We start from the raw sequence: 22,110 nt of genomic DNA on the forward strand, positions 1-22,110 counted from the left end.
AGGTGCTACGGAAAAAAGCCGTATCTTCTGAAAATGAGAGTATAGCCCGAGATAGTCTCCAACTGATCTCCTCGGGTGCTACCGTTCAGTTGGTGGCACTCCTTCTTTTAATTTTTATAGGTCGTCTCTATGATGAAGAGATGATGGGGCAGTTCGGTCTGTTCCTTACGTGGGGCGGGCTAATTGCTATTGCTGCATCCGGACGGTATGAACAGGCAATAATGGTAGCAGCCTCTCCACGAGAAGCGCATCGCCTATTGGTACTTTCCCTAAAGCTCATTCTTTTAATCGCTATTGGGGTACTCCCTTTCGCTGTGGGTATGTACCTGCTTCCTCAGTATAATCCTTTTTCTTGGATGGTGCTCCTGATGCCGCTGTACATAGTATTGCAGGCAAGTAACGAAGCATTTACGCTATTTGTGTTGCGAGAACGTAGATTTCGACGCTTAGCTTGGGCACAGGCCGTGCAGGGAATTAGCAACAATTTACTGAAAGTATTGCTCGGTCTATGCGCTCCCCATGCTTTCTATTTGTTGCTCTCCGCACTGCTGTCTCTTTTTAGCTCCCTTCTCCTATTGAGTCGGAAGATGCTCTTTAGCTTGTGGAAAAGCGTTGTAGGCGGCTTGTTTGGTTTTAGTCGTACAGAGCGTTTTTTGATGCGCAAATGGCGTAATTTTCCTCGCTTTGGGGTAATTCAAGTGCTTACAGATGTATTGGTCGCGGATATAGTTGTCCTGCTTTTACCGATTCATTTTACCATTGCGGAAGTGGGGTTCTTCACCATGGCGGTAATGCTCTGTGCACGTCCCTTGAATGTGCTGAATAGAGCTATTGGCAACGTCTATTTTCAGCGGATGAGTAAAGCGGTGAATGAGCATAAACCTATTGGCGGTCTTATTCGTCGCTTACAGTGGAATGTATTTTTGATTGGAGCTCCCTTAGCCGTCGCACTTTGGTTTGGCATGGATTGGCTCGTTGGGCTGGTGGTAGGCCCCAAATGGTTAACTTCCGCAATGATCATACGCTGGATGATGCCCGCCAAAATCCCCAACTTCGTGGTTGCTATTATTAATGTACTGCCCGACATTTTCGGCAAACAGCGGGCTAATATGTACGCCGAGTTTGTGATGCTGGCGCTACGCTTAGTGGTGATCTACATCGGGTTTAGAGCAGCTTCTTTCGAAGCTTTTATCGCCATTTTCTTCCTCTATCAGGTCGGTGAACAGTTGATTTATATGCTCTTTCTCAAGGGCTTTGCCCGAAGACATGACAGAAGCTTAAGGAACGCATAGGAGTGCTTTCCGGTGCATGCGCACACCCCACGAGAGTAGCGTAAAAAAAGATACTAATCTTTGAAACAAAATATCAGAACCTTTCAAACGAAACATCTATACCTTTTATCCCATAGATACAGATCTTTTGAATTGACCTGCGGAGCACCTTATCACAATAGGGCATAGATGCGATTTGAAGAAAATGTATTACCTTTGCCGAGTATATATAAAAACCAAATAAAAGTAACGTATGAACCATTACGAAACCGTTTTCATCCTTACTCCCGTTTTATCTGATGATCAGATGAAGGAAACGGTAGAAAAGTTCACTGGTCTTCTCAAGCAAGAGGGCGCTACTATAGTGAACGAGGAGAATTGGGGGCTCAAGATGTTGGCCTATCCAATTGAGAAAAAAACTACCGGCTTTTACTATTTTGTAGAGTTTGACGCTGAACCAAGCGTGATCAAGACGTTAGAAATCAACTATCGTCGTGATGAACGCGTGATGCGGTTTATTGTTGTCAAACAAGACAAGTTTGCCGCAGCATATGCAGCAAAGCGTAGAAATCTAAAGAAACAGAAAGAAGTAGCAAACAACTAAAGATTATGCCGGCATTAAAGAAAAACAGTAGAAGAAAAGGTAACCCCCGTTACCTCACCCCACAGGCTCTTGAAAGACAGAAGAAAAAGTATTGCCGTTTTAAGAAGTCAGGAATCAAATACGTAGACTATAAGGATCCGGAGTTCTTAAAGAAGTTCCTCAATGAGCAGGGGCGTATTCTGCCTCGTCGTATAACGGGTACTTCTTTGAAGTTTCAGCGTCGTGTGGCACGCGCTGTGAAGAGAGCACGTCACATAGCACTCTTACCCTTCGTAACCGACTTAATGAAATAAGCAGAAAAGGAGAAAAGCGCTATTATGGAAGTTATATTGAAAGAAGATGTACTCAACTTGGGGTACAAAAATGATATAGTAACCGTAAAAGACGGTTATGGACGTAACTATCTGATCCCCCAGGGATTAGCTGTTATCGCTACCCCTTCTGCAAAGAAAGTCTTGGCAGAAGAGCTCAAGCAGCGTCAGCATAAGCTCGCTGCCATCAAGAAGGAAGCGGAAGAAAAGGCTGCTAAATTGAATGGTGTAACACTCAAGATTGCAGCTAAGACCAGTAAGTTTGGAGTTATTTTCGGCTCCGTTACGGGTATTCAGATAGCCGAAGAGCTGCAGAAGCAGGGCTTTGATGTAGATCGCCGTATTATCTACTTAAAGAGTCCGATAAAGGAAGTGGGCGAATACTCTTGCCAGGTACGTTTGCACAAGGAAGTACATGTGGACATACCTTTCTCTGTATTCAGTGAAAATTACGCAGAGCTTGAGGTAAAACCTGAAGAGAAAAAGGCTGAAGAGCCCGCTGCTCCCGCAGCTGAAGTAGTAGAACAACCCGAAGCAACCACTGAAGAAGTTCCCACTACGGAAGAATAAATCAGATTGTAAGGTAACTCTATGAGGGGTAACTGTTGCTTGAATGGGCTGCAGTTACCCTCTTTTTGGCATTACGGCCTATAGATTGCGCAATGGGTATAGAGTCCTGTGAAAAATAGACAAGGCTACCATTCAGTGTTAGTTATGTTAGTCGAAAGCTGACGTTAAGTAGAAGATATAAGTATATATGACCTCATTCGTAGATTGGTTTCGCGAGGTGTTTCTGGTTACCTCTGTTACCCAGACGATCATCATTATTTTCTTTGTTTGCGCCATTGGGTTGCTGCTCACAAAGATCCCGATGGGCAAATTCTCTTTAGGGGTTACTTTTGTCTTTTTTGCCGGTATAGCAGTGGCAAACTTAGGCGTGGAGGTAGATAAGCAGTCCCTTCTCTTTGCGCAAAACTTTGGATTGGTGCTCTTTATCTATGCCTTGGGTGTACAGGTAGGTCCCTCTTTCTTCCCCTCTCTACGGAGTGGAGGCATACAGGACAACCTAATGGGCCTGCTCTTGGTCGCTGTTTCCTTAGTCTTTTGCTGGTTCTTTCACTTCCTTGTAGGGCTTCCGATTACAGAGATGGTCGGTATAATGAGTGGAGCCGTCACTAATACGCCAATGTTAGCTGCAGCTCAATCTACCGTTGCCGGTATAGATCCCAACACAGCGCTCGTGCAGTCTGATATGGCACTTGCTTGTGCTGTAACCTATCCACTGGGGGTTATTGGGATGATTATTGGGATGATTGTACTGGATCTCCTCCCCAAACCAAAGAAAAAGCAACGCGAAGCACAACATCATGTTACGTTTCTTTCCGAGTACACAATAGCGAATCCAAGTATTTTTGGAATGAATATTGCCCAGGTGGCTAAGGACAGTGAGTTCACCTTTGTGGTTACCCGTCTGTGGCATGGGGGAACTGTGGCGATCCCCACCTCTGAGACTGTGCTGCACGAGGGAGATCGTGTGCTAGTTATATCTGATGAAGAGCGTGTGCGTTCCTTGGAGCTTCTCTTTGGACATCGTAATCAAGCGGATTGGAACAGAGAGGGTATCGACTGGAATGCCATTGATAAGGATCTTATCTCCAAGCGAATTGTAATCACTAATAAGGAGCTTAACGGGGAACGCTTAGGGCATATGAAGCTTCGCTCCCTGTATGGTGTCAACGTGACACGTGTCGATCGTGCCGGTATAGAGCTATTAGCCACGCCGGACCTACATGTGCAGTTGGGAGACCGCATGGTAGTTGTGGGCAGCAAGTCTGCTGTGGAGCAGGCGGAGCAGCTGATCGGTAATGAGGTAAATCTATTGGATGCCCCCAATCTGTTGAGCCTCTTTGTAGGATTACTCTTGGGTTGTGTCGTGGGGCTTATCCCTATTATGATACCGGGGATTAGCTTCCCGATCAAACTCGGCTTAGCCGGTGGCCCAATTATAGTGGGTATTTTGATGGGTGCCTATGGACCCCGCTTCAGACTGATGACTTATATCACCAATAGTGCCAGTCTTTTTATTCGGCAGTTTGGTATCATTCTGTATCTCTGTTGCTTAGGTCTTGCCAGTGGAGGCAACTTCCTTGAGACACTTCTGCATGGTAATGGTCCCTTATGGGTGCTATTGGGCTTCATTATTACACTACTACCGGTCGTGATCGTAGGCTTTGTCACTCAGAAATGGATGAAAAAGAGCTACGGGGAAACCTGTGGAATGCTATGTGGGGCTATGGCTAATCCCATGGTGCTTGACTTCCTTGAGGGAAAAGTGAAGGACGATAGCCATAATATAGCTTATGCTACGGTGTACCCGTTGAGTATGTTTGCCCGAATCATAACTGCTCAGATTATGATCTTGCTCTTCTTTTAGCGGCGAAAAGTTTGTCATATCGCAAGAAGTAGTTACCTTTGCAGAACCATTAGGGGTTGAAGTTGCTGCAAAGTAACTACCCGATGTGAATGGTACGTTGGCCGAGTGGTTAGGCAACGGTCTGCAAAACCGTGTACGGCGGTTCGATTCCGCCACGTACCTCTTGTCATAATTGATGTGATTACTTTAGTAAGTAAGAGTAGTTTTCCCAAGAGAAACTGCTCTTTTTTTATACCCTCTTTTGCGGAGTACTCTTATAGCGTAGGGCGGCTTACCTATTGACTATCCCAAGCGAATAGGCGCATAACGGGCACCTGATCTATGAAGCTATGTGAAAGAATGAGGAGCGGGAAACAATGTGTACCCCGGGGACATAAAAAAGGTACTGATCTATGAAACGAAACATCAGAAACTTTCATTTGAAACATCAGAACCTTTTACCCAATAGATCAGAATCTTTTTTTGTCGGGTGCCAAGGAGCTTCCACAAAAAGCCAATAGTGTAGCTCAACGAAACAGCAAGAGCCTGCTCTCCTCACAGAGGGTAGGCTCTTATCTTTACGAGAAAAGCTTCTCAGTATATGAATCGGCTTTCCCCCTATAGGGCTAATTAAACGAGCGTTCTATGGTACGACGGATCCACTTCGGGGCAGCAACGGCATAAAAGAGCAGATAGGCTTCTCCCACAATTAAAATAATCCACGTCATACCCCACGAACCGGCTGCATCCGCCCAAATACCTTGTAAGAAAGGCAATACGGCACCTCCTACGACGCCCATTAAAAGGTATCCGGAGCCCTGCGCGGCATATTTTCCCAATCCTTCTAATGCCAATGCATACACAGCTCCCCACATTACTGAGTGGAATAGTCCTACGGCAATGAGGAAGCGGGCATCTTTGAGCACCATGGAGAGGATTACCAGCACCAAAGCCGTTAGTGCAGCAATGAATAGCTGAGTTTCGGCTTTCACCATAGAGAGGAAACTGGATAAGAATCGCGCGATGAGCATGCCAAGCCAGTAGAGCGTACTCCACAAAACAGCAGTTTGGTACAAGACACCCAAGTCTCCTGTGGCGTAATGTATAATATTACTGCCGATACATACCTCACACCCCACATATACGAACAACCCCAGGATACCAAAGGTAAGGTGTGGGAAGTTGCCCAGTAGAGTGCCGGCTTTTATGTTCTGCTCGTCATGTCGTGTTTCTTCCAGTTCAGGGAGATGTACTGTACCTACGCCCCACCAAAGAAGAGCCATTAGGACAACCAGCACCGCAAAGGGGATGATCATATCAGCTATCTGCATTGCATCGGTATGCTTACCACCGAAGACCACATAGGCTACAAAGAGCGGTGCAAGAGTCGTCATCAAGGAATTACCCGTTCCCCCAATATTCTGTCGCGTTACCCCTGTAGTACCGCGCACTTCACAAATGACTAAATAGGGATTTACACTGGACTGCAAGAAAGTAAGTCCGGCACCCGATACAAAGCTCCCTGCAAGGAAACAAAGAAACTCAGGGGTAGTGTGATGGAGCCGATTGGGATTTGATTCACAGTCTCACTGATATACCTTCCGCTTTTCGCAAACTCAAAGAGCAAGGCAGATAGTAGGAATAGGATCATGGCATACATCACAAAGCGTATTCCTTTGAGTAGTGCAGCGCGGTAACCCTGCCTATTCAAATAGGAGGAGGCAAAAGGTCCAATTACTAAATAGGCGACGAAGAAAGCAAAGTTAAGCATCGTCGAAAGAGAATTTTCGTAACCGGTGGCTCCTATCAGAAAAGTACTCTTCAAAGGGGCTTGAAACTGCTGGTTGAGCGAAGTAATGAAGCCAATAAGCGCCATAAGGGTCACCATAAAGATGAAGGGCTTCAGGTAATTCGTTGTGCTATGCGTTTTCTGATGCATCATATCTATATTCTTATTGTTCGGCAAATATAAAGAAAAGAGTAAGGAGGAGCTACATTAAGGGCAAGGCAAATGTAATCTATTTTCTATTTATATAGTCCGGGAGATGCCTACCCGTCTACTGAGATAGCACTTGATGAGTTTTCTCTACTACAAGGCACCACAACAAGTACACTGAGGAGGGCTTTTGCTAACTTTGCAGTATATGAAGCACTACAAACATCTTCTTTTTCTCGCTGTGCTTTGCTTATCAACCCTAGCAAACACTACCTATACCCTACTTGCCGCAGAGGGAGAACCCGAATTAAAGCAGACGAAGCAGGCCACCGAACTGTATCAACAGCTTGCCCATGCAGAGCGTAAGGGAGTAGCCTCCTTTAGCTGTCTACTTAAAGCCGCAGATACAGGCGAAGAAATATTCAGCTATCAGCCGAATCGAAGCATGATCCCTGCCTCCACCACAAAGCTCTTTACTACAGCGGCTGCTACCCTTCTATTGGACAGTTTCCCTTTTGTGACCGACTTTCGTATATCCGGACGGGTGCAGAATGGAACCCTCGTGGGAGATCTTATTATAGTGGGGAGCGGAGATCCTACTATCTATTCAAAATATTTCCCTGCCGATAGTATCCGCTTTAGAGAATCCCTTTTGGCCGCCTTACAAGTCCATCAGATAAAACGCCTTGAGGGAGCGGTTGTAGTCAATGCAGCGGCCTATGACCGCATCGGCTTTCATCCGGAGTGGATGGCGGAGGATAGAGGCGAATGGTATGCCAACGGAGTCTATGGATTCAATATATTTGATAATTGGATCAAGCTAACCCTCTCTACCGGTAGCGATAAATACGATGTTTCGATACTACGCACCTACCCACCTCGCAGCGGGGTGGAGTGGGATAATCAGATCGTCACCTCCAAACGAGGAGGATCGGCTGAGGGAGATGGCCTGCCACTTGTGGAAAAACGAACGCTTAAAGGCACCTTACCCACCAATAGAAGTAGCATAAAGCTTAGTGTGGATATGCCTCACCCACCCTATTATGCGGCACGCTTCATAACCTACTTGCTGCAAGATAACGGAATAGAGGTAGCAAAAGCCCCCGAAGTGAGCTTTACTCCACCGGAAAGTAAAGGGAAGCTGATCGGGCGGTATTGGGGACCCAAAAAGGGAGATATACTACACGCCACCAACTATTTTAGTTTAAATCACTATGCAGAGACTTTACTAAAGGCAATGGCTCGAGGGGAAAAACCAGCATCTACCGAGGCAGGGATCAGGTGTGAGCTACAGTTTTTTAAGGAAGAAGGTCTAAAGTTCTCCGAATCGTTTCGCTTAGTGGACGGCAGCGGCTTGGCACGTGCCAATAGGTTTACGGCTAATGATATGGCTATCCTATTGCACTTTATGATGCATCAGGACAAACCGCTCTTTGATAATTACCTATACTCCCTACCGGAAGCCGGAAGTGAAGGTACCGTAAGGAGATTTCTGAGCAATAAGCCCTATAATTCGTACCTCAAGAGTGGGTCTATGAGTGGGGTTCAGTGCTATGCCGGCTATATAGATTATCAAGGACGTCAGTACCTACTTGTCCTGATGGCTAATAACGTAAAAGAGCGTGCTACTACACGCACGCTCTTCTCGAAGGTAGCCGATTTGGTGACTACTATAGAGTAAGGGCTGAATAGTACAGCCCCTACTTGCTGCTACTTCAGGATAAGTTTACTGATAAGCTTATCATTTACCATTAGCAAATACACTCCCTGCGCCAAGGGAGTTGTACTCATTTCCGCTACACCACTACCATCAGCTTCCTGCATCATCACGTTCTCAGCGCGAAGTGTTATGATCCGGACTACATCATTAGGTTGAGCACCTTCTACTCTAACGAAGTCTTTGCCCTGAGTGAAGTGTATGCGTTGCCCCATAACAAGCTCTGTAGCGCTACCTCCATACGGGATCATGTCTGAGAAGTCCTCTTCAGCACTGTGGACATCATATACGAGCCAGTTCTTTTCCTTTGCTGTAGTCACTTGGCTTATACGGCACTCATTTCCCTCCTTGGAGGATTTTGAGTTGATTACGATAAACTGAGCCTGCTCATTTGCCCCACACATAGGCAATGCCTCTACTATGTTTTGCATAGCCGCTTGTTTGATTTGGTTTTGAAATACCCAAAGAGCACGCAAGTTAGGCTTATTGCTTATATCAAGTGCGGAGAATTGATTCTTCGCTATGTACAAAAGATTGAGCTCAGGATTATGCGAAAGATCCACTTCCTTAAGTGTATTATTATTGATGATAAACTGCTTGAGTTTGGTATTCTTTGTGACATCTATCGAAGTCATTTTAGTGGAGGCGCACCAAATATTCTCTAATAGCAAATTTTTAGTGAAGTCCACGCCACCACTAATCGGATTATTATCAAAGGAAAGTTTCGTCAGTTTGGGGCAACTACTGATATCCAACGAAGTCAACTTATTGCCGAAGCAGGTAAGCAGCCACAGCTCTTTCTGATTACTCAAGTCAAGCTTTGGGATATTATTGACGTAGCAATATACCTTCGCAAGCTCGGGATTTTTGGAGAGGTCCAAAGCCTCTAACTTATTGTATTCTATTCTCAGCTCTTTCAATAGGGGGAGAGCGGATAGATCCACCTGTTTAAGTTGATTTAAGGACAGATCTAAAAAGGTAAGCCCAGAGGCATTAGTCAAATCCACACTGGTTAAACTTTGCTGGCTTGCCGTAAAGAAGTAGATATCTCCTTTGAGCGTTACGGGACCGCCGGTCAAGGTTAGTGTACCTTCAATCCCATCTTGTAGCGTGCCGGTGGCTCCGGTGATCTCAAGCGCCCCGGAAAAACGCACCGTAAGCTTAACTGTTTTGTCTTTTCCATTCTCTTTCGCTGAGGTGAAGGACAGAGAGCCTTCTTTAGCACGTAACGGGCCGGCCTGTAGCGAAGCAAAGCAACTCACCCAGAAGCCCAGTAGCAATAACGGAGTAATAAGTCGTTTCATACTAATACTTTCTACTATATTTTTATTCTTGATATATTTTCATACCCTACAAGGTATTACAAATATAATTAGTTATTCATTTTCTGCTATTTCATTTTAGAAATAATTTGCGCTACTTACCTTTATACTTTCAGGCCAATCAAGTATCTTTGTGCATAGACGAATGCAACGTAATAAAAACATATAGTAATCATATCATGAATTTAATCAAACGAGCAGTCCTAATCACTGCTTCTTTATGCACCCTTGGTCTTAGTACCTTTCCGGCACATGCATGCACCGGTCTGATAGTAGGTAAAAAGGCATCCGTTGATGGCTCTGTCATGATCTCCTATGCAGCCGACAGTCACACGCTTTATGGTGAGCTTTACCACTACCCGGCACGTATTTGGCCTGAAGGAACTATGCGTCAGATCATTGAATGGGACAGCAACCGTCCCATCGGTTATATACCTGAAGCGCGTGAAACGTATAATGTAATTGGCAACATGAATGAGCACCAAGTAGCTATTACTGAGAGTACTTGGGGCGGCCGCGAAGAGCTTGTCAATGAAGAGGGGTTAATCGACTACGGGAGCCTTATCTACATTACGCTACAACGCTCTAAGAGTGCACGTGAAGCGATCAAAATAATGACCGATTTAGTAGCCACTTACGGCTACAGAAGTAGTGGCGAGAGCTTCAGTATAGCGGATAAGAACGAAGCGTGGGTATTGGAAATGATCGGCAAGGGACCGGGCAAAAAAGGCGCCGTATGGGTAGCTATGCGTATTCCGGACAATGCCATTTCGGCTCATGCCAACCAAGCACGTATCCAAAAGATTCTATTTAATGATCCGGCAAACTGCCTTTACTCTCCCGATGTAATTGATTTGGCACGTGAAAAGGGTTATTTCAAAGGGAAAGATGCCGACTTCAGTTTTGCAAAGGCATACAATCCCTATACCTCCGACAACCTAAGAGGTTGCGAAGCACGTGTATGGGCTTTCTTCAATAAGTTTGCTTCAGGAATGGATAAGTATCAGGCTCTCGCTATGGGCGATACAAAGGCTGAGCCAATGCCCCTCTGGGTAATCCCCACCCGAAAGCTCAGTGTGGCCGATGTACGCAATATGATGCGCAACCACTTTGAAGGTACCCCTATGGATATGACTCAGGATGTAGGTGCAGGACCTTATAAAGTGCCCTATCGCTGGCGTCCTATGGCTTGGGCAAAGGATGGCAAGACCTATTTCAACGAACGCGCCATTGCTACCCAGCAGACCGGATTCGTATTAGTAGCCCAATGTCGCGGTTGGCTTCCTGATGAGATCGGGCCCATTCTTTGGTTTGGAGTAGACGATGCCAATACAGCCGTTTTCACCCCTATGTATGCCAATATTTTAGCCACACCTGAATGCTACCGCGTAGGGAATGGAGATATGATGCACTTCTCTTGGACTAGTGCCTTCTGGATTCACAACTGGGTTGCCAATATGGCCTATGCACGCTACGAACCCATGATAGGTGATATACGGCCGCTACAACAGAGCATTGAGGAGGGATTTGATCGCCAAGTAAAAGAGGTGGATGCTCGCGCTCTTGAGCTTCTGAAGGAGTCTCCCGACAAAGCGCGTGCTTACCTGACTCGCTACGCAGCCGATGCCGCCAATGGTACTACCTACCGCTGGAAGCAATTAGGTGAATATCTTCTTGTTAAGTACATGGATGGAAACCGCAAGAAAGAAGAAAACGGTCAGTTCAAGACCAACGGTTACGGACTTAGTGCTATGCCTGACTTCCCCGGCTATGACCAAGCGTTTTACGATCGTATCGTAGAAGAAACAGGTGACAAGTTCCTCATACCGGAAAACAAGTAATCCTCGATAAAAAGCTTATCAAATAGTGTGTCGCATCCTTCGGGGTGGGCACACTATTTACTTTTGTACGAGGTGCCCACCATAAGCCTCTCGAAAGCTTCCTGTTTTTTCCCAAAAAATATACGGATGTTTCATTTGAAAGGTTCTGATGTTTCAAATGAAAGTTATAGATGTTTTAATCAAAAGGTACTGATCAAATAGAGGGTACTACCGGAGCACGTTACAGGGGAGGAGTCAACTATTTGTAAACAAATACCATGGTGATAGTTTAGTATTCTTTTACTACCTTTGCAGTCAGAAAGATAGCCTTTTTGGGGGCAAGTATCGGAGGGAGCAGCATTGCCGGAGAGCAACTCTCTTTTCCCGAGAAGATGATTGAGGAGTGGCTCTGTTTCATCCTCTTTTTTTATTACCCCCTGCGCTCTCTTTCGGCAAATGCCGATAAATAAGTATTAAACAAAGAAAAAAAAGACACTGCTCCACGCAGAAAAGAAAGCAAAAGCAATGGATTACAATTATATGACCAAGGAAGGTCTCGAGAAACTCATGGAGGAGATAACCCGACTCGAGACGGAGGAACGCCCCAAGATAGCCCAAATGATTGCAGAGGCTCGAGACAAGGGAGACCTATCCGAAAATGCTGAGTACGATGCAGCTCGCGAAGCTATGTCCATGCTGGAAGCACAAATATCTCAGCTCAAGACAACGGCTACCAAAGCACGCATCGTAGATGCCAAGCAGGTAGAGACCGACAAAGTACAGCTGCTCACGAAAGTGCGCTTAGAAGATTTGGACAAAAAGAAAGAGATTACTTACTCCATAGTACCGGACTTAGAAGCTAATTTCAAGGAACACAAGATCAGTATCAATGCACCTATTGCCAAGGGGCTGATAGGAAAGAAAATAGGCGAAGTAGCTGAGATTGAAGTACCCATCGGTAAGCTACGCCTTAAGGTACTGGAGATAAACCCCATATTAGAGGCATAACGCTCTATGGCAACGCTATTCACAAAAATTATCAATGGGGAAATACCTTGCTACAAAGTGGCAGAAAACGAAGAATTCTTCGCTTTCTTGGATATAAATCCCAAAGCAAAGGGGCATACCTTAGTAATACCCAAGCGAGAGGTTGATTATCTCTTTGATATGGAAGACGATGAGCTTGCGCGTATGATGGCATTCGCCAAAAAGATCGCAGCAGCCATTCGCAAAGCATTCCCCTGCCCCAAAGTAGGAATCGCCGTGTTGGGATTAGAGGTGCCTCATGCCCATATTCATCTTATTCCGCTTGAGAGCGAAGCTACCTTCTACGTAAAAGAGGGCGTACAGCTGAACGGCAAGGAGTTTGAAGAGGTGGCTGCGGCAATCAAAAAATATCTATAAAAGGAAAATTATTTACTAAGTACCCGCTAATTACTATAGTATCAGGGTGCAGAGAGAGGGCAAATACTTCTCTTTCTGCACCCTATTTATTGCGGAGATATAAAAAATAGATTAAATCCAAAAGGTATTGTTTATATTTGCAGACAGGTAGAGTACGATGTTTTTTGAAGAATTTGATTTTGAAGATGCTGTTTTAGACGGCATAGTCTCGATGGGGTTTACTTCCACAACCCCCATCCAAGAAGCAACGATACCGCCTCTGCTGGATGGAAGAGATTTATTGGGCGTAGCTCAGACGGGGACAGGCAAAACGGCGTCATACCTTCTTCCCATTATCAATCGCATCTATAGGGGCGAATTTCCACCGGATAAGGTGAAAGCACTTATTGTAGCCCCCACGCGCGAATTAGTACAGCAGATTGATCGTCAAATACAAGGCTTTGGCTACTTCACGGGTTGCACATCAATTGCAATCTATGGAGGTACAGATGGCTTCGCTTGGGAGCAGCAAAGTCGCAGTACACGACTGGGAGTTGACATTATTGTAGCTACTCCCGGACGACTGCTGGACCTCATTAACACCGGTTCGGCACAGCTCGGTGATATTCGCTACTTTGTATTAGACGAAGCCGACCGCATGCTGGATATGGGATTCTACGAAGACATTATCGCCATACGTAAAAGCATCGCTCAAGAGTGCCAGATAGCCATGTTCAGTGCCACGATGCCACCAAAGATAGCGACCCTTGCCGAGACTCTTCTGCATGAACCAGTCAAGATAGAATTGGCTGTAGCCAAACCACCGGACTCCATCATGCAATGCGTCTATTTTTGCTATGAAGCGCAGAAACTGGCTATTATAGACTCACTCTACGAAGCAGAGGAAAGCGGAGAGAAGACCCGTAAGAGTGTATTTTTCGCCTCCACAAAGAAGAAAGTACATTTACTTGCCACTAACCTCTCCCGCATGGGATTCAATGTAGCCGAGATGCACTCCGACTTGGATCAGACAGTAAGAGACCAAGTGATGCGAGACTTCAAAGGCGGCTATGTAGACATGTTAGTAGCGACCGATATAGTGGCGAGGGGAATTGATATCGACGACATAGAAGTAGTTGTTAATTTCGATATGCCCCATGATGCTGAGGATTATGTGCATCGTATTGGACGTACGGCACGCGGCAATGATGGGCGCGGCATAGCTATTACTTTAGTTACGAGTGATGATTTTAAGTCCTTTGCCGCCTTAGAGCTCTTTTTGGGGAAGAGGCTTTACGTAATGCCTTTGGATCCCTCATTAGGAGAAGCGCCTACCTATGAGCCGGAGCTCTATACTACACGACAAAACAGATCAAAAAAAGAAAAATACCGCTCACACGCCTCCAAATCACAACGGAGACCTCGCGGACGACGCAAACAAAAAGAATAACCTAATAGAAGAAACACAAGCCCATGACCTCTGAATTGATCAAACAGACTGATCCTCGGACTAAGGCAGGACAGACAAAAAAAACGATAATCGCATACTGTATAGAGCATGGTGGTGCTACTATACTACAGTTGGCTAAGTATTTATCCCTCAGCTCACCGACAGTTATCAAATTTGTAGGCGAACTGGAGAATGCCGGATGCATACTGCGCAAAGGTAAATTAGAGACGCAGGGAGGACGATACCCCTTTCTGTATGGACTTCATCCAAAAGCCGGCTATTTTATTGGGGTGGATGTGCAGCACAATAAACTAAACCTGGGGGCGATAACCCTTTCCGGAGAAATTTGTGCTATGGATTGCGATGTACCCTTCTCATTGGAAGACAAGCCCGAGACAATAGAGCATTTGGTCGGAGCTATCAACGACTTTATAAAGGCAAACAAAATACCTCGGGATAAAATTCTTAATGTAAACATCAATCTTCCCGGTCGAATCAATCCCAAAAGCGGCAGAAGCTACACCATGTTCGTTTCACTGCAAGAAGAAAAGCCTTTAGCAGAGATATTGCGCGATGCCCTTCAAATGCACGTTACCATTGACAACGACACGCGTGGAATGGCTTTTGGTGAGTATACCCAAGGGGCCGCTCAGGAGAGCGAAATAAAGAATATGCTTTACATAAACCTCAGCTGGGGCTTAGGGCTTGGTATGATCATTGACGGAAAGGTCTATACAGGCAAATCAGGCTTCTGTGGAGAACTGGGGCATATCACTTTCTACAACAATCAGATCCTATGCCATTGCGGAAAGAAAGGTTGTATGCAGACAGAGGTCGGAGGGCTAGCCCTTCACCGCAAAGTATTGGAGCGCATAAAGAAAGGCGAGACCTCTCTTCTAAGTGAAAAAGTAAATCGTGGGGAAGACATATCCCTGGAGGAAATCATTCAAGCGATCAAAGAGGAAGATATGCTCTGCTACAGTGTACTAGAGGAGGTTGGTCGTGAGTTGGGCTTTCACTTGGCAGGGTTGATCAATATATTTAACCCCGAAATGATCGTCTTAGGGGGCAGTATGGCTGCTGTAGGAGATGCACTACGCCTACCGGTTGAAATGGCAATCCGACGCCTTACGCTCAATGTAGTAAGTAGCGACACCAAAATAGTACTTGCCGACATAGGAAAGAATAGCGGTGTAGTAGGTGCCTGCATGATGGCACGCTACAAACGGTTTGAATAATCCTTTTTAGAAAACAAGACTGCGAATACGAATCAATCCTCGCACTTCATAGGAGAAGTACGAGGATTGATGCTAATAAATATATTTATACTACAACTACAGGGCAGCGACACTACATCGCAAAGCAAAGAAAGAATCAATCATTCCAAGGTATGCGATTGAGTGTGATTTACTATCTTTGTGAACAACGATGGGAAGAATAGTAGCCATAGATTATGGTAAGAAACGCTGCGGAATAGCAGCTACCGATGTACTTCGTATTGTGCCCGGCGCCTTGGTTACCTTAGCACCGGCAGAGGTGATTGACTTTCTCAAGGATTATCTCGGTCGCGAGCAAGTGGATAGGATAATTGTGGGTGAAGCATTACAAGATGACGGCACGCCCAGTGATAGTATGCGCTACATAACCCCTTTCGTCAATCGTTTGAAGAAAGTATTTCTTAATGTGTCAGTGGAGCTCTATAGCGAGCGCTACACCAGTGTATTGGCACATAAAGCCATTTTAGAGAGTGGCATCGGGAAGGCTCAACGTCGACAAAACAAAGCCCTTGTGGATCGCGTAAGTGCTACTATTTTGCTACAGAGCTACCTCTCTTCCCACCAATATAAAGCAAATAACGAATCGCAATAAAGTGACCGGTACAACCATGCTACCAATCTATTTATACGGACATCCTCAATTGAGAGAAATAGCACAGGATATCTCTGCCGACTATCCTGATTTGGAGAAGCTCATAGCCGATATGTGGGACACTATGTATGCTTCGGACGGAGTAGGCTTAGCAGCCCCTCAAGTGGGCCTTCCGATACGACTACTTGTAATAGACGGTGATCCGCTTAAAAAGGACTTTCCCGAGTGTAAAGATTTTAAGCGATGCATGATCAATGCGCACTTCATAGAGGAAACCGGAAAACAAGTAAGCTACGACGAGGGCTGCCTCAGCATACCCTTTATATACGAAAGTGTCACTCGGCCCGACACCATTACTGTGCAATATGTAGATGAGCATTTTGAACCACATACCGAGACTCTTACCGGCTATGCCGCCCGCATCGTACAGCACGAGTATGACCATTTGGAAGGGGTACTGTTTACCGATCGGGTGAGTCCCCTGCGCAAGCAATTACTTAAGAAAAAGCTACACATGATAGAGGAGGGACGTATCAAGCCGGACTATGCTTACATAGTGGCTCCTCCTAAGCGCAAGAAACTTCATTAGTAGTCCCTCTTACTTACTCTACCCGGTGCGTCGCCTTTTTCTTACTCTACTGCTAAGCTTCGGCTGGCTGCTTAGCTCCTTTGCTCAATTAGATGTACAGCGAGTGATGGACATAGGGCGTAATGCACTCTTCTTTAATGATTATATCGTAGCGATAGGCTATTTTAATCGTGTAATTGAGGTGCGCCCTACACAAGCAGATCCTTACTTTTGGCGTAGCTACGCAAAGCTTATGTTAGATGACTTATCAGGGGCTGAGAAAGATGCTTCGCAAGCCATTTCATATAATGCTTTTCTTACCCGTGCTTATTTAATACGAGGTATTGCACGGCAAGGCCAAAAGCAGTACCGGGATGCTGTGGAGGATTACAAAGTAGCTCTTGCCAGTATGCCCGATGATGCTGCTATACGCTTCAATATGGCTCTTTCATTCCGTGCTCTGGAGGAGTATAACACGGCCGATAGTATTGCCGCTTCACTTCCAAAGTCTTTTAAGAGCTATCCTACCGCTTTAGTGCTTCGTGCCGACATAGCGCTTTGCCGACAAGATACGTTGCAGGCCTTTGAGCACATTAACCACGCCATTGAAGCCTCCGACTCAACCCTCTTTCAGGCCTTTCTTATGAAGGGCTCCCTACTGCTTACCCAAAATAAGTATGAAGAGGCTATCAGCAGCTACAATTTAGCGGAGCGCACAGAGGGAGCTAAAGAGGAACTTTATATAAATCGCGGCTTGGCACGCTATAGGCAAGGCGATCTATCAGGGGCACTAACCGACTACAACCGAGCTATTGAACTTGCACCCGACAATACATTAGCCCGCTTTAATCGGGCACAACTATTGGGATATGTAGGAGATAACAACAATGCGCTCAAAGACTTTAACGAAGTGCTGAAAGCAGATCCCAACAATTATTTAGCACTCTTTAATGCGGGTCGTATCTCGCTTGAATTAGGACGCTATAAGGAAGCACTGGCAAGTTTCAACAAAGTGCTCAACCGCTACCCCAACTTTATGGTGGGGCTACTCTCTCGCGCAGAAACGAAGCGCCGGATAGGCGATGCCGCAGGTGCAGATTATGATGAATGGCGTGCCTATAAGTTGCAAAAAGAGAATAAAAAACGAAGTGCGGCCCCCAGTTCGGCAGCCGACACAACTCGCTCAGAAGAGGAAGAGACTATCGAAGCATACGGCAAACTAATGGCATCTTCCACCTCACCCCGATTAGATAGTCAAGTAACGCTTCCGGAGAGTTTGAGAGGACGCATACAAGATACCGAGAGCGTTGTACAAGCAATGCCCATGCTCTCCTTTACTTTCTACCCGCGCATCAAGCAATACACCCACCAACGATACAGCGCAGCTGTTGCCGCCTATAATGAACGCATTAAGCCGCCCCATAGGTTGACAACGCTTGCTTTAGTGATGCCGTTAGATAGTTTAGAGCTACGAGATGCCGAATACCAATTAATGACCTTAGAGTCTCAGCCACACAAAACTGCTGACTGGTACTTCTCGGTGGCACTCTACAAGCATCTTTTAGCTGACATCGAGGGGTCTCTCACCTACTTAGACAATGCACTCAAACTCAATCCGAGGCATATTCTCTCCCGTATGCTTCGTGCATCGGTCTCCTATCGGAAGATCTCGCTCAACAACAATCGTTTTGGTGCTACAGAGGGGGATAGGCACAGCAAAGAGTCTAACAGTCTGACCGCTCTCCCCAATAGTAGTAGACTCCCCAATAGTTATGAAGCCATTGTAAAGGATCTGACCTATGCGCTACAACAAGTGCCTAATGATGCTGTTTTGCTGTATAATATGGGGGTAATCTCAGAAGTAATGGGGCAAAAAGAAGAGGCCATTCGCTACTATAAAGAGGCTATCCAAGCGCCACAAGCCCCTCCGGAAGCCTATTATAATATAGGTCTTCTGTACCTTTCTATCGGCAAACGTAAGGAAGCCATTGCCTCTCTCAGCAAAGCCGGAGAGCAAGGAATTTATGAGGCTTATGCCATATTGAAGCGTATTCAATGATATCGGTCCACGAACTAACTGTTGATTTTGGCAAAAGGATGCTCTTCGACGGCATCTCTTTTGTAATTGGCGATAATGAAAAGGTTGCTTTAGTCGGAAAGAACGGAGCCGGCAAAAGCACGCTCATCAAAATAATCGCAGGCGAAAGCACCCCCACAAGTGGCAGCATAGCCATTCCCAATGGAGCCTCCATAGGCTACCTGCCTCAGGTAATGCCCCTTCATGATAAAACAACCTTACGCAATGAAGTGCTGGAGGTATTCTCGCATATAGAGGTACTCCGCAGGCGTGTGGCAGACTTACAGAAGGAGCTGGAGCAGCGCAGCGATCATGACTCGGAGAGTTACCTGGAGCTCATCAATCGATTCACCACAGCCAACGACCGATTGGTATTGATGCAGCAGGAGAATCACGAAGCCGAGATGGAGCGCACGCTGATCGGATTGGGATTTGAGCAGAGTGACTTAGATCGCCACACCAACGAGTTCAGCGGTGGATGGCGTATGCGTATTGAATTAGCTAAGATACTGCTTCGCAAACCGGATATACTTCTCTTAGATGAACCTACCAATCACCTTGACATCGAGTCTATACAGTGGTTGGAAAGCTTTATAAAGAATAGCTCTGCCGCTCTGTTGTTGGTTTCACATGACCGTCGTTTCTTAGACGCAACGACCTCTCGCACTATCGAGCTGGAGCTTGCCAACCTGTACGATTATAAGTGCCCTTACTCTGAGTATAAGGCATTACGCGAAGAGCGTCTCAATTATCAGAAGCGTGCCTATGAGAATCAGAAGAAGATGATTGAGGATACAGAGGCCTTCATTGAACGCTTTCGCTACAAGGCCACCAAAGCCGTACAGGTACAGAGCCGTATCAAACAATTAGAGAAGATCGAACGCATTGAGTTTGACGAAATAGACCGCTCGAAGATACACTTCCGCTTTCCCCCGGCTGCCCGTAGTGGAGACTTTCCGCTCATTATAGAGGATCTGGCGAAAGCATATGGGGTGCATACCGTCTTCAGTCACGTAAATATGACCCTACGCCGCGGTGATAAAGTGGCTTTTGTAGGAAGAAACGGAGAGGGAAAGTCTACTTTGGTGAAGTGCATCATACAGGAGATCAAGGACTATACGGGTAGCCTCAAAATAGGGCATAATATAGAGATTGCCTACTTTGCACAGCATCGTGCCTCTGAGCTTCCCGAGGATAAGACCATCCGTGAAGCCGTAGATGATGCCGCAAAGGGGGATATACGCAGTCAAATCGATAATATGCTCGGCACTTTTCTCTTTGGAGGGGAGATCGCTGATAAAAAGATAGGTGTACTCAGCGGAGGCGAACGCTCTCGCTTAGCCATTCTTCTTCTCCTCTTAGAGCCTGCCAATATGCTTATCTTGGACGAACCCACGCACCACTTGGATATGATGTCTAAGGATGTACTCAAGGAAGCTATCGCTAATTTTAATGGAACGGTGATATTGGTGTCCCACGACCGCGACTTCTTGGATGGACTGGCAGACCGTATTTATGAGTTCCGACATGGAAAGGTACAGGAGTACCTCGGTGGAATTGACTATTATCTTGACAAACGTGCTGCCGAGAGCATTGAAGCGGCAGTAAATGAAAGCAAAGCGCCTCAGAAGACTCAGAGCGAAAGCGATACCGGTAGCACCTTAAGCAAAGGACAGCTCTCTCGGGCCAGAAGCAAAGAGCTACGCAAGCTCCGTCAGGAGAGCGAGCGTGCGCTATCTGAAATAGATCGAATCGAAGAAGAGATCGCTCAATTGGAGCAGCGTCTCTCTACTCCGGAAGGCAATGAGCCTGACTTATACACCAAATACGAACAACTAAAGAAATCCCTCTCGGAGGCGATGGATCGCTGGGAAGCCGCTGAAGCCGCTCTTGAGGAGAGTGAGCAAAGCGAATGAAAAGGTATCGTCTGTGGTTCAATCTGCTAACCTTTGTAACGGCATTGATCGTTGCATTGGTGCCGATGAGCATCTCAAAGCGCATCCACGGACGTATGCTCACAGAGGAACGCGAAAAGGTAGAGCTTTGGGCAGCCGCTACTCAAGCACTTGCCACAGACGACGAAGAAGCTCCCTTTGATCTGATGCTGCGTATCATTAGCAGCAATAAAACCATTCCCATCATTCTCACCGATAGCTCAGATCACATTCTTACTTTCAACAACATTCCCATCCCGACAAAAGCCGATAGTGACAGCTACTTGCAAAAGCAGTTGGAGCGATTACAAGACGCCTACAGTCCGCTTACGATCGACTTGGGCGAGGAGGGCAAGCAATACCTTTACTATGGCGACAGCTCTACGCTACAAGAGCTAACCCTTTTCCCGCTTGTGCAAGCTATTGTATTCGTACTCTTTTTGCTATCCCTCTTTGTCGCTCTATTCTTTGGCTACCGCAATGCACAAAATCGCCTTTGGATAGGTCTTTCGCGCGAAACCGCCCACCAATTGGGTACCCCCATTTCCTCTCTATTCGCCTGGATCACGCTTCTCCGCGAGGAGGAGGCAGATGAGAGTATTCTGCAAGAGATGGAGCACGACACGGCACGCTTGGAGATGATCAGCCGGCGCTTCCAAAAGATCGGTAGCACGCCCACTCATGAGGCTGTTTTGCTTAACTCTTTCATACCGGAAACTATACGCTATTTGGAGGGGCGTATGAGCAAAGGGGTCACGTTCTTCCTCTCTATGCCTGAAGTGCCCATTTGGGTGAATATCAACAAAGACCTTTTTGGATGGGTCTTGGAAAACCTTGTAAAGAACGGAGTAGACGCTATGGAGGGCAAAGGCTCGATTACCATAGAAATAGCACTAAAGGGACACTTTGTACTCATTGATGTAACCGACACAGGCAAGGGCATCGCACCTGCCAACCGCCGCAAAGTCTTTCGCGCCGGCTTTACCACTAAGAAACGTGGCTGGGGCTTGGGCCTCTCTTTAGCTAAGCGTATCATGCGTAGCCACCCCTCCGGACAGATTAAGCTTCTCTCCAGCGAAGTAGGGCGAGGCAGCACCTTCCGCATACGCCTCAAACAGCTTCCTACGCCTCCCCCAACTACATGCTCGTAGTAACGAGCGGTTCATTCACCTGCATTCACTATAAAGTAGAAGATATCCGAATGAAACGGATTTTTCATCACGAGCAAAAGAAAATTTCATCACGAAGAAAAAAAGTTTTCATCACGGAGAAAAAAAGTTTTGATCACGAGGAAATATTTTTTTGATCCGTATAAAATAAAAGACTCACCCGCATACCTCAACGCTGCTATAGGATCTGTTTGAGCAAGCAAAAAGGTTCTAATGTTTCGAATAAAAGGTTCTGATATTTCGTTTCATAGATCCATATCTTTTCA

The 22,110-nt window shown here is 46.1% G+C and carries 20 protein-coding genes and 1 tRNA gene; 17 read left to right on the plus strand and 4 right to left on the minus strand.

Annotation, left to right across the window (positions count from 1 at the left end; genetic code table 11):
* Positions 1-2: 2 nt before the first annotated feature.
* The 6 genes from ACLWMH_RS07550 (at position 3) to ACLWMH_RS07575 (ending at position 4,782) form a co-directional block, all read left to right on the plus strand.
* Positions 3-1,292 carry a lipopolysaccharide biosynthesis protein gene (locus ACLWMH_RS07550; RefSeq protein ID WP_411916085.1) on the plus strand — a complete coding sequence of 430 codons (1,290 nt, stop codon included), beginning with the start codon at positions 3-5 and terminating at the stop codon, positions 1,290-1,292.
* Between the two features lie 232 nt (positions 1,293-1,524).
* Positions 1,525-1,875, plus strand: a complete 351-nt coding sequence (gene rpsF, locus ACLWMH_RS07555) for a 30S ribosomal protein S6 (protein WP_411916086.1) — start codon at positions 1,525-1,527, stop codon at positions 1,873-1,875.
* 5 nt (positions 1,876-1,880) lie between these two features.
* Complete coding sequence (gene rpsR / locus ACLWMH_RS07560; RefSeq protein WP_411916087.1) at positions 1,881-2,168, plus strand: 30S ribosomal protein S18; 288 nt, start codon at positions 1,881-1,883, stop codon at positions 2,166-2,168.
* A gap of 24 nt (positions 2,169-2,192) precedes the next feature.
* Positions 2,193-2,756 (plus strand): 50S ribosomal protein L9, encoded by a 564-nt coding sequence (rplI, locus tag ACLWMH_RS07565; protein ID WP_411916088.1) that lies wholly within the window; start codon positions 2,193-2,195, stop codon positions 2,754-2,756.
* A gap of 187 nt (positions 2,757-2,943) precedes the next feature.
* Positions 2,944-4,620 carry a putative transporter gene (locus tag ACLWMH_RS07570; RefSeq protein ID WP_411916089.1) on the plus strand — a complete coding sequence of 559 codons (1,677 nt, stop codon included), beginning with the start codon at positions 2,944-2,946 and terminating at the stop codon, positions 4,618-4,620.
* Between the two features lie 91 nt (positions 4,621-4,711).
* A tRNA-Cys gene (locus tag ACLWMH_RS07575) sits at positions 4,712-4,782 on the plus strand.
* A gap of 443 nt (positions 4,783-5,225) precedes the next feature.
* On the opposite strand, the gene ACLWMH_RS07580 is transcribed toward ACLWMH_RS07575, so the two are convergent.
* Positions 5,226-6,089, minus strand: coding sequence for an MFS transporter (locus tag ACLWMH_RS07580; protein WP_411916090.1), 864 nt, complete (start codon positions 6,087-6,089; stop codon positions 5,226-5,228).
* Positions 6,074-6,541, minus strand: coding sequence for a hypothetical protein (locus ACLWMH_RS07585; protein WP_411916091.1), 468 nt, complete (start codon positions 6,539-6,541; stop codon positions 6,074-6,076). The genes ACLWMH_RS07580 and ACLWMH_RS07585 overlap by 16 nt, the downstream gene beginning before the upstream one ends.
* A 202-nt stretch (positions 6,542-6,743) precedes the next feature.
* On the opposite strand from ACLWMH_RS07585, the gene dacB reads away from it, so the two are divergent.
* Positions 6,744-8,216 carry a D-alanyl-D-alanine carboxypeptidase/D-alanyl-D-alanine endopeptidase gene (dacB, locus tag ACLWMH_RS07590; RefSeq protein WP_411916092.1) on the plus strand — a complete coding sequence of 491 codons (1,473 nt, stop codon included), beginning with the start codon at positions 6,744-6,746 and terminating at the stop codon, positions 8,214-8,216.
* A gap of 29 nt (positions 8,217-8,245) precedes the next feature.
* Here the strand turns inward: dacB and ACLWMH_RS07595 are convergent, their stop codons facing one another.
* Positions 8,246-9,556, minus strand: a complete 1,311-nt coding sequence (locus tag ACLWMH_RS07595) for a leucine-rich repeat domain-containing protein (RefSeq protein WP_411916093.1) — start codon at positions 9,554-9,556, stop codon at positions 8,246-8,248.
* A gap of 197 nt (positions 9,557-9,753) precedes the next feature.
* Here ACLWMH_RS07595 and ACLWMH_RS07600 point away from each other — a divergent pair, with 197 nt between their 5' ends.
* Positions 9,754-11,415 carry a dipeptidase gene (locus ACLWMH_RS07600; protein WP_411916094.1) on the plus strand — a complete coding sequence of 554 codons (1,662 nt, stop codon included), beginning with the start codon at positions 9,754-9,756 and terminating at the stop codon, positions 11,413-11,415.
* Positions 11,416-11,683: 268 nt separating this feature from the next.
* Here ACLWMH_RS07600 and ACLWMH_RS07605 read toward each other — a convergent pair whose 3' ends face one another.
* A complete protein-coding gene (locus ACLWMH_RS07605) occupies positions 11,684-11,812 on the minus strand; it encodes a hypothetical protein (protein WP_411916095.1) in 129 nt (42 codons plus the stop codon).
* 107 nt (positions 11,813-11,919) lie between these two features.
* On the opposite strand from ACLWMH_RS07605, the gene greA reads away from it, so the two are divergent.
* The 9 genes from greA to ACLWMH_RS07650 all read left to right on the plus strand — a co-directional run bounded on the left by greA (position 11,920) and on the right by ACLWMH_RS07650 (position 21,826).
* Entirely contained in the window at positions 11,920-12,402 is a 483-nt protein-coding gene (greA, locus tag ACLWMH_RS07610) for a transcription elongation factor GreA (protein ID WP_411916096.1), read from the plus strand.
* 6 nt (positions 12,403-12,408) lie between these two features.
* Positions 12,409-12,798, plus strand: coding sequence for an HIT family protein (locus ACLWMH_RS07615; protein ID WP_411916097.1), 390 nt, complete (start codon positions 12,409-12,411; stop codon positions 12,796-12,798).
* 157 nt (positions 12,799-12,955) lie between these two features.
* Entirely contained in the window at positions 12,956-14,227 is a 1,272-nt protein-coding gene (locus ACLWMH_RS07620; RefSeq protein ID WP_411916098.1) for a DEAD/DEAH box helicase, read from the plus strand.
* Between the two features lie 23 nt (positions 14,228-14,250).
* Positions 14,251-15,465, plus strand: coding sequence for an ROK family transcriptional regulator (locus tag ACLWMH_RS07625; protein WP_411916099.1), 1,215 nt, complete (start codon positions 14,251-14,253; stop codon positions 15,463-15,465).
* Positions 15,466-15,655: 190 nt separating this feature from the next.
* Positions 15,656-16,096: a Holliday junction resolvase RuvX gene (ruvX, locus tag ACLWMH_RS07630; RefSeq protein ID WP_411916100.1), complete on the plus strand. Its 441-nt coding sequence runs from the start codon at positions 15,656-15,658 to the stop codon at positions 16,094-16,096.
* A 16-nt stretch (positions 16,097-16,112) separates the two neighbouring features.
* Positions 16,113-16,685 (plus strand): peptide deformylase, encoded by a 573-nt coding sequence (gene def, locus ACLWMH_RS07635; RefSeq protein WP_411916101.1) that lies wholly within the window; start codon positions 16,113-16,115, stop codon positions 16,683-16,685.
* Positions 16,686-16,710: 25 nt separating this feature from the next.
* Complete coding sequence (locus ACLWMH_RS07640) at positions 16,711-18,723, plus strand: tetratricopeptide repeat protein (RefSeq protein ID WP_411916102.1); 2,013 nt, start codon at positions 16,711-16,713, stop codon at positions 18,721-18,723.
* Entirely contained in the window at positions 18,720-20,657 is a 1,938-nt protein-coding gene (locus ACLWMH_RS07645) for an ABC-F family ATP-binding cassette domain-containing protein (protein WP_411916103.1), read from the plus strand. The genes ACLWMH_RS07640 and ACLWMH_RS07645 overlap by 4 nt, the downstream gene beginning before the upstream one ends.
* Entirely contained in the window at positions 20,654-21,826 is a 1,173-nt protein-coding gene (locus ACLWMH_RS07650) for a sensor histidine kinase (protein ID WP_411916104.1), read from the plus strand. The genes ACLWMH_RS07645 and ACLWMH_RS07650 overlap by 4 nt, the downstream gene beginning before the upstream one ends.
* Positions 21,827-22,110 lie beyond the last annotated feature (284 nt).

The sequence above is a fragment of the Porphyromonas miyakawae genome (genome assembly GCF_045865415.1).
GTDB lineage: Bacteria > Bacteroidota > Bacteroidia > Bacteroidales > Porphyromonadaceae > Porphyromonas > Porphyromonas miyakawae.

What these genes read in the sequence shown, in the direction of transcription:
- rpsF (WP_411916086.1), top strand. Translation starts at nt 1,525, where the DNA reads ATGAACCATTACGAAACCGTTTTCATCCTTACTCCCGTTTTATCTGAT.
- rpsR (WP_411916087.1), top strand. Translation starts at nt 1,881, where the DNA reads ATGCCGGCATTAAAGAAAAACAGTAGAAGAAAAGGTAACCCCCGTTAC.
- rplI (WP_411916088.1), top strand. Translation starts at nt 2,193, where the DNA reads ATGGAAGTTATATTGAAAGAAGATGTACTCAACTTGGGGTACAAAAAT.
- ACLWMH_RS07570 (WP_411916089.1), top strand. Translation starts at nt 2,944, where the DNA reads ATGACCTCATTCGTAGATTGGTTTCGCGAGGTGTTTCTGGTTACCTCT.
- ACLWMH_RS07585 (WP_411916091.1), bottom strand. Translation starts at nt 6,541, where the DNA reads ATGATGCATCAGAAAACGCATAGCACAACGAATTACCTGAAGCCCTTC.
- dacB (WP_411916092.1), top strand. Translation starts at nt 6,744, where the DNA reads ATGAAGCACTACAAACATCTTCTTTTTCTCGCTGTGCTTTGCTTATCA.
- ACLWMH_RS07595 (WP_411916093.1), bottom strand. Translation starts at nt 9,556, where the DNA reads ATGAAACGACTTATTACTCCGTTATTGCTACTGGGCTTCTGGGTGAGT.
- ACLWMH_RS07600 (WP_411916094.1), top strand. Translation starts at nt 9,754, where the DNA reads ATGAATTTAATCAAACGAGCAGTCCTAATCACTGCTTCTTTATGCACC.
- ACLWMH_RS07605 (WP_411916095.1), bottom strand. Translation starts at nt 11,812, where the DNA reads ATGAAACAGAGCCACTCCTCAATCATCTTCTCGGGAAAAGAGAGTTGC.
- greA (WP_411916096.1), top strand. Translation starts at nt 11,920, where the DNA reads ATGGATTACAATTATATGACCAAGGAAGGTCTCGAGAAACTCATGGAG.
- ACLWMH_RS07615 (WP_411916097.1), top strand. Translation starts at nt 12,409, where the DNA reads ATGGCAACGCTATTCACAAAAATTATCAATGGGGAAATACCTTGCTAC.
- ACLWMH_RS07620 (WP_411916098.1), top strand. Translation starts at nt 12,956, where the DNA reads ATGTTTTTTGAAGAATTTGATTTTGAAGATGCTGTTTTAGACGGCATA.
- ACLWMH_RS07625 (WP_411916099.1), top strand. Translation starts at nt 14,251, where the DNA reads ATGACCTCTGAATTGATCAAACAGACTGATCCTCGGACTAAGGCAGGA.
- ruvX (WP_411916100.1), top strand. Translation starts at nt 15,656, where the DNA reads ATGGGAAGAATAGTAGCCATAGATTATGGTAAGAAACGCTGCGGAATA.
- def (WP_411916101.1), top strand. Translation starts at nt 16,113, where the DNA reads ATGCTACCAATCTATTTATACGGACATCCTCAATTGAGAGAAATAGCA.
- ACLWMH_RS07645 (WP_411916103.1), top strand. Translation starts at nt 18,720, where the DNA reads ATGATATCGGTCCACGAACTAACTGTTGATTTTGGCAAAAGGATGCTC.
- ACLWMH_RS07650 (WP_411916104.1), top strand. Translation starts at nt 20,654, where the DNA reads ATGAAAAGGTATCGTCTGTGGTTCAATCTGCTAACCTTTGTAACGGCA.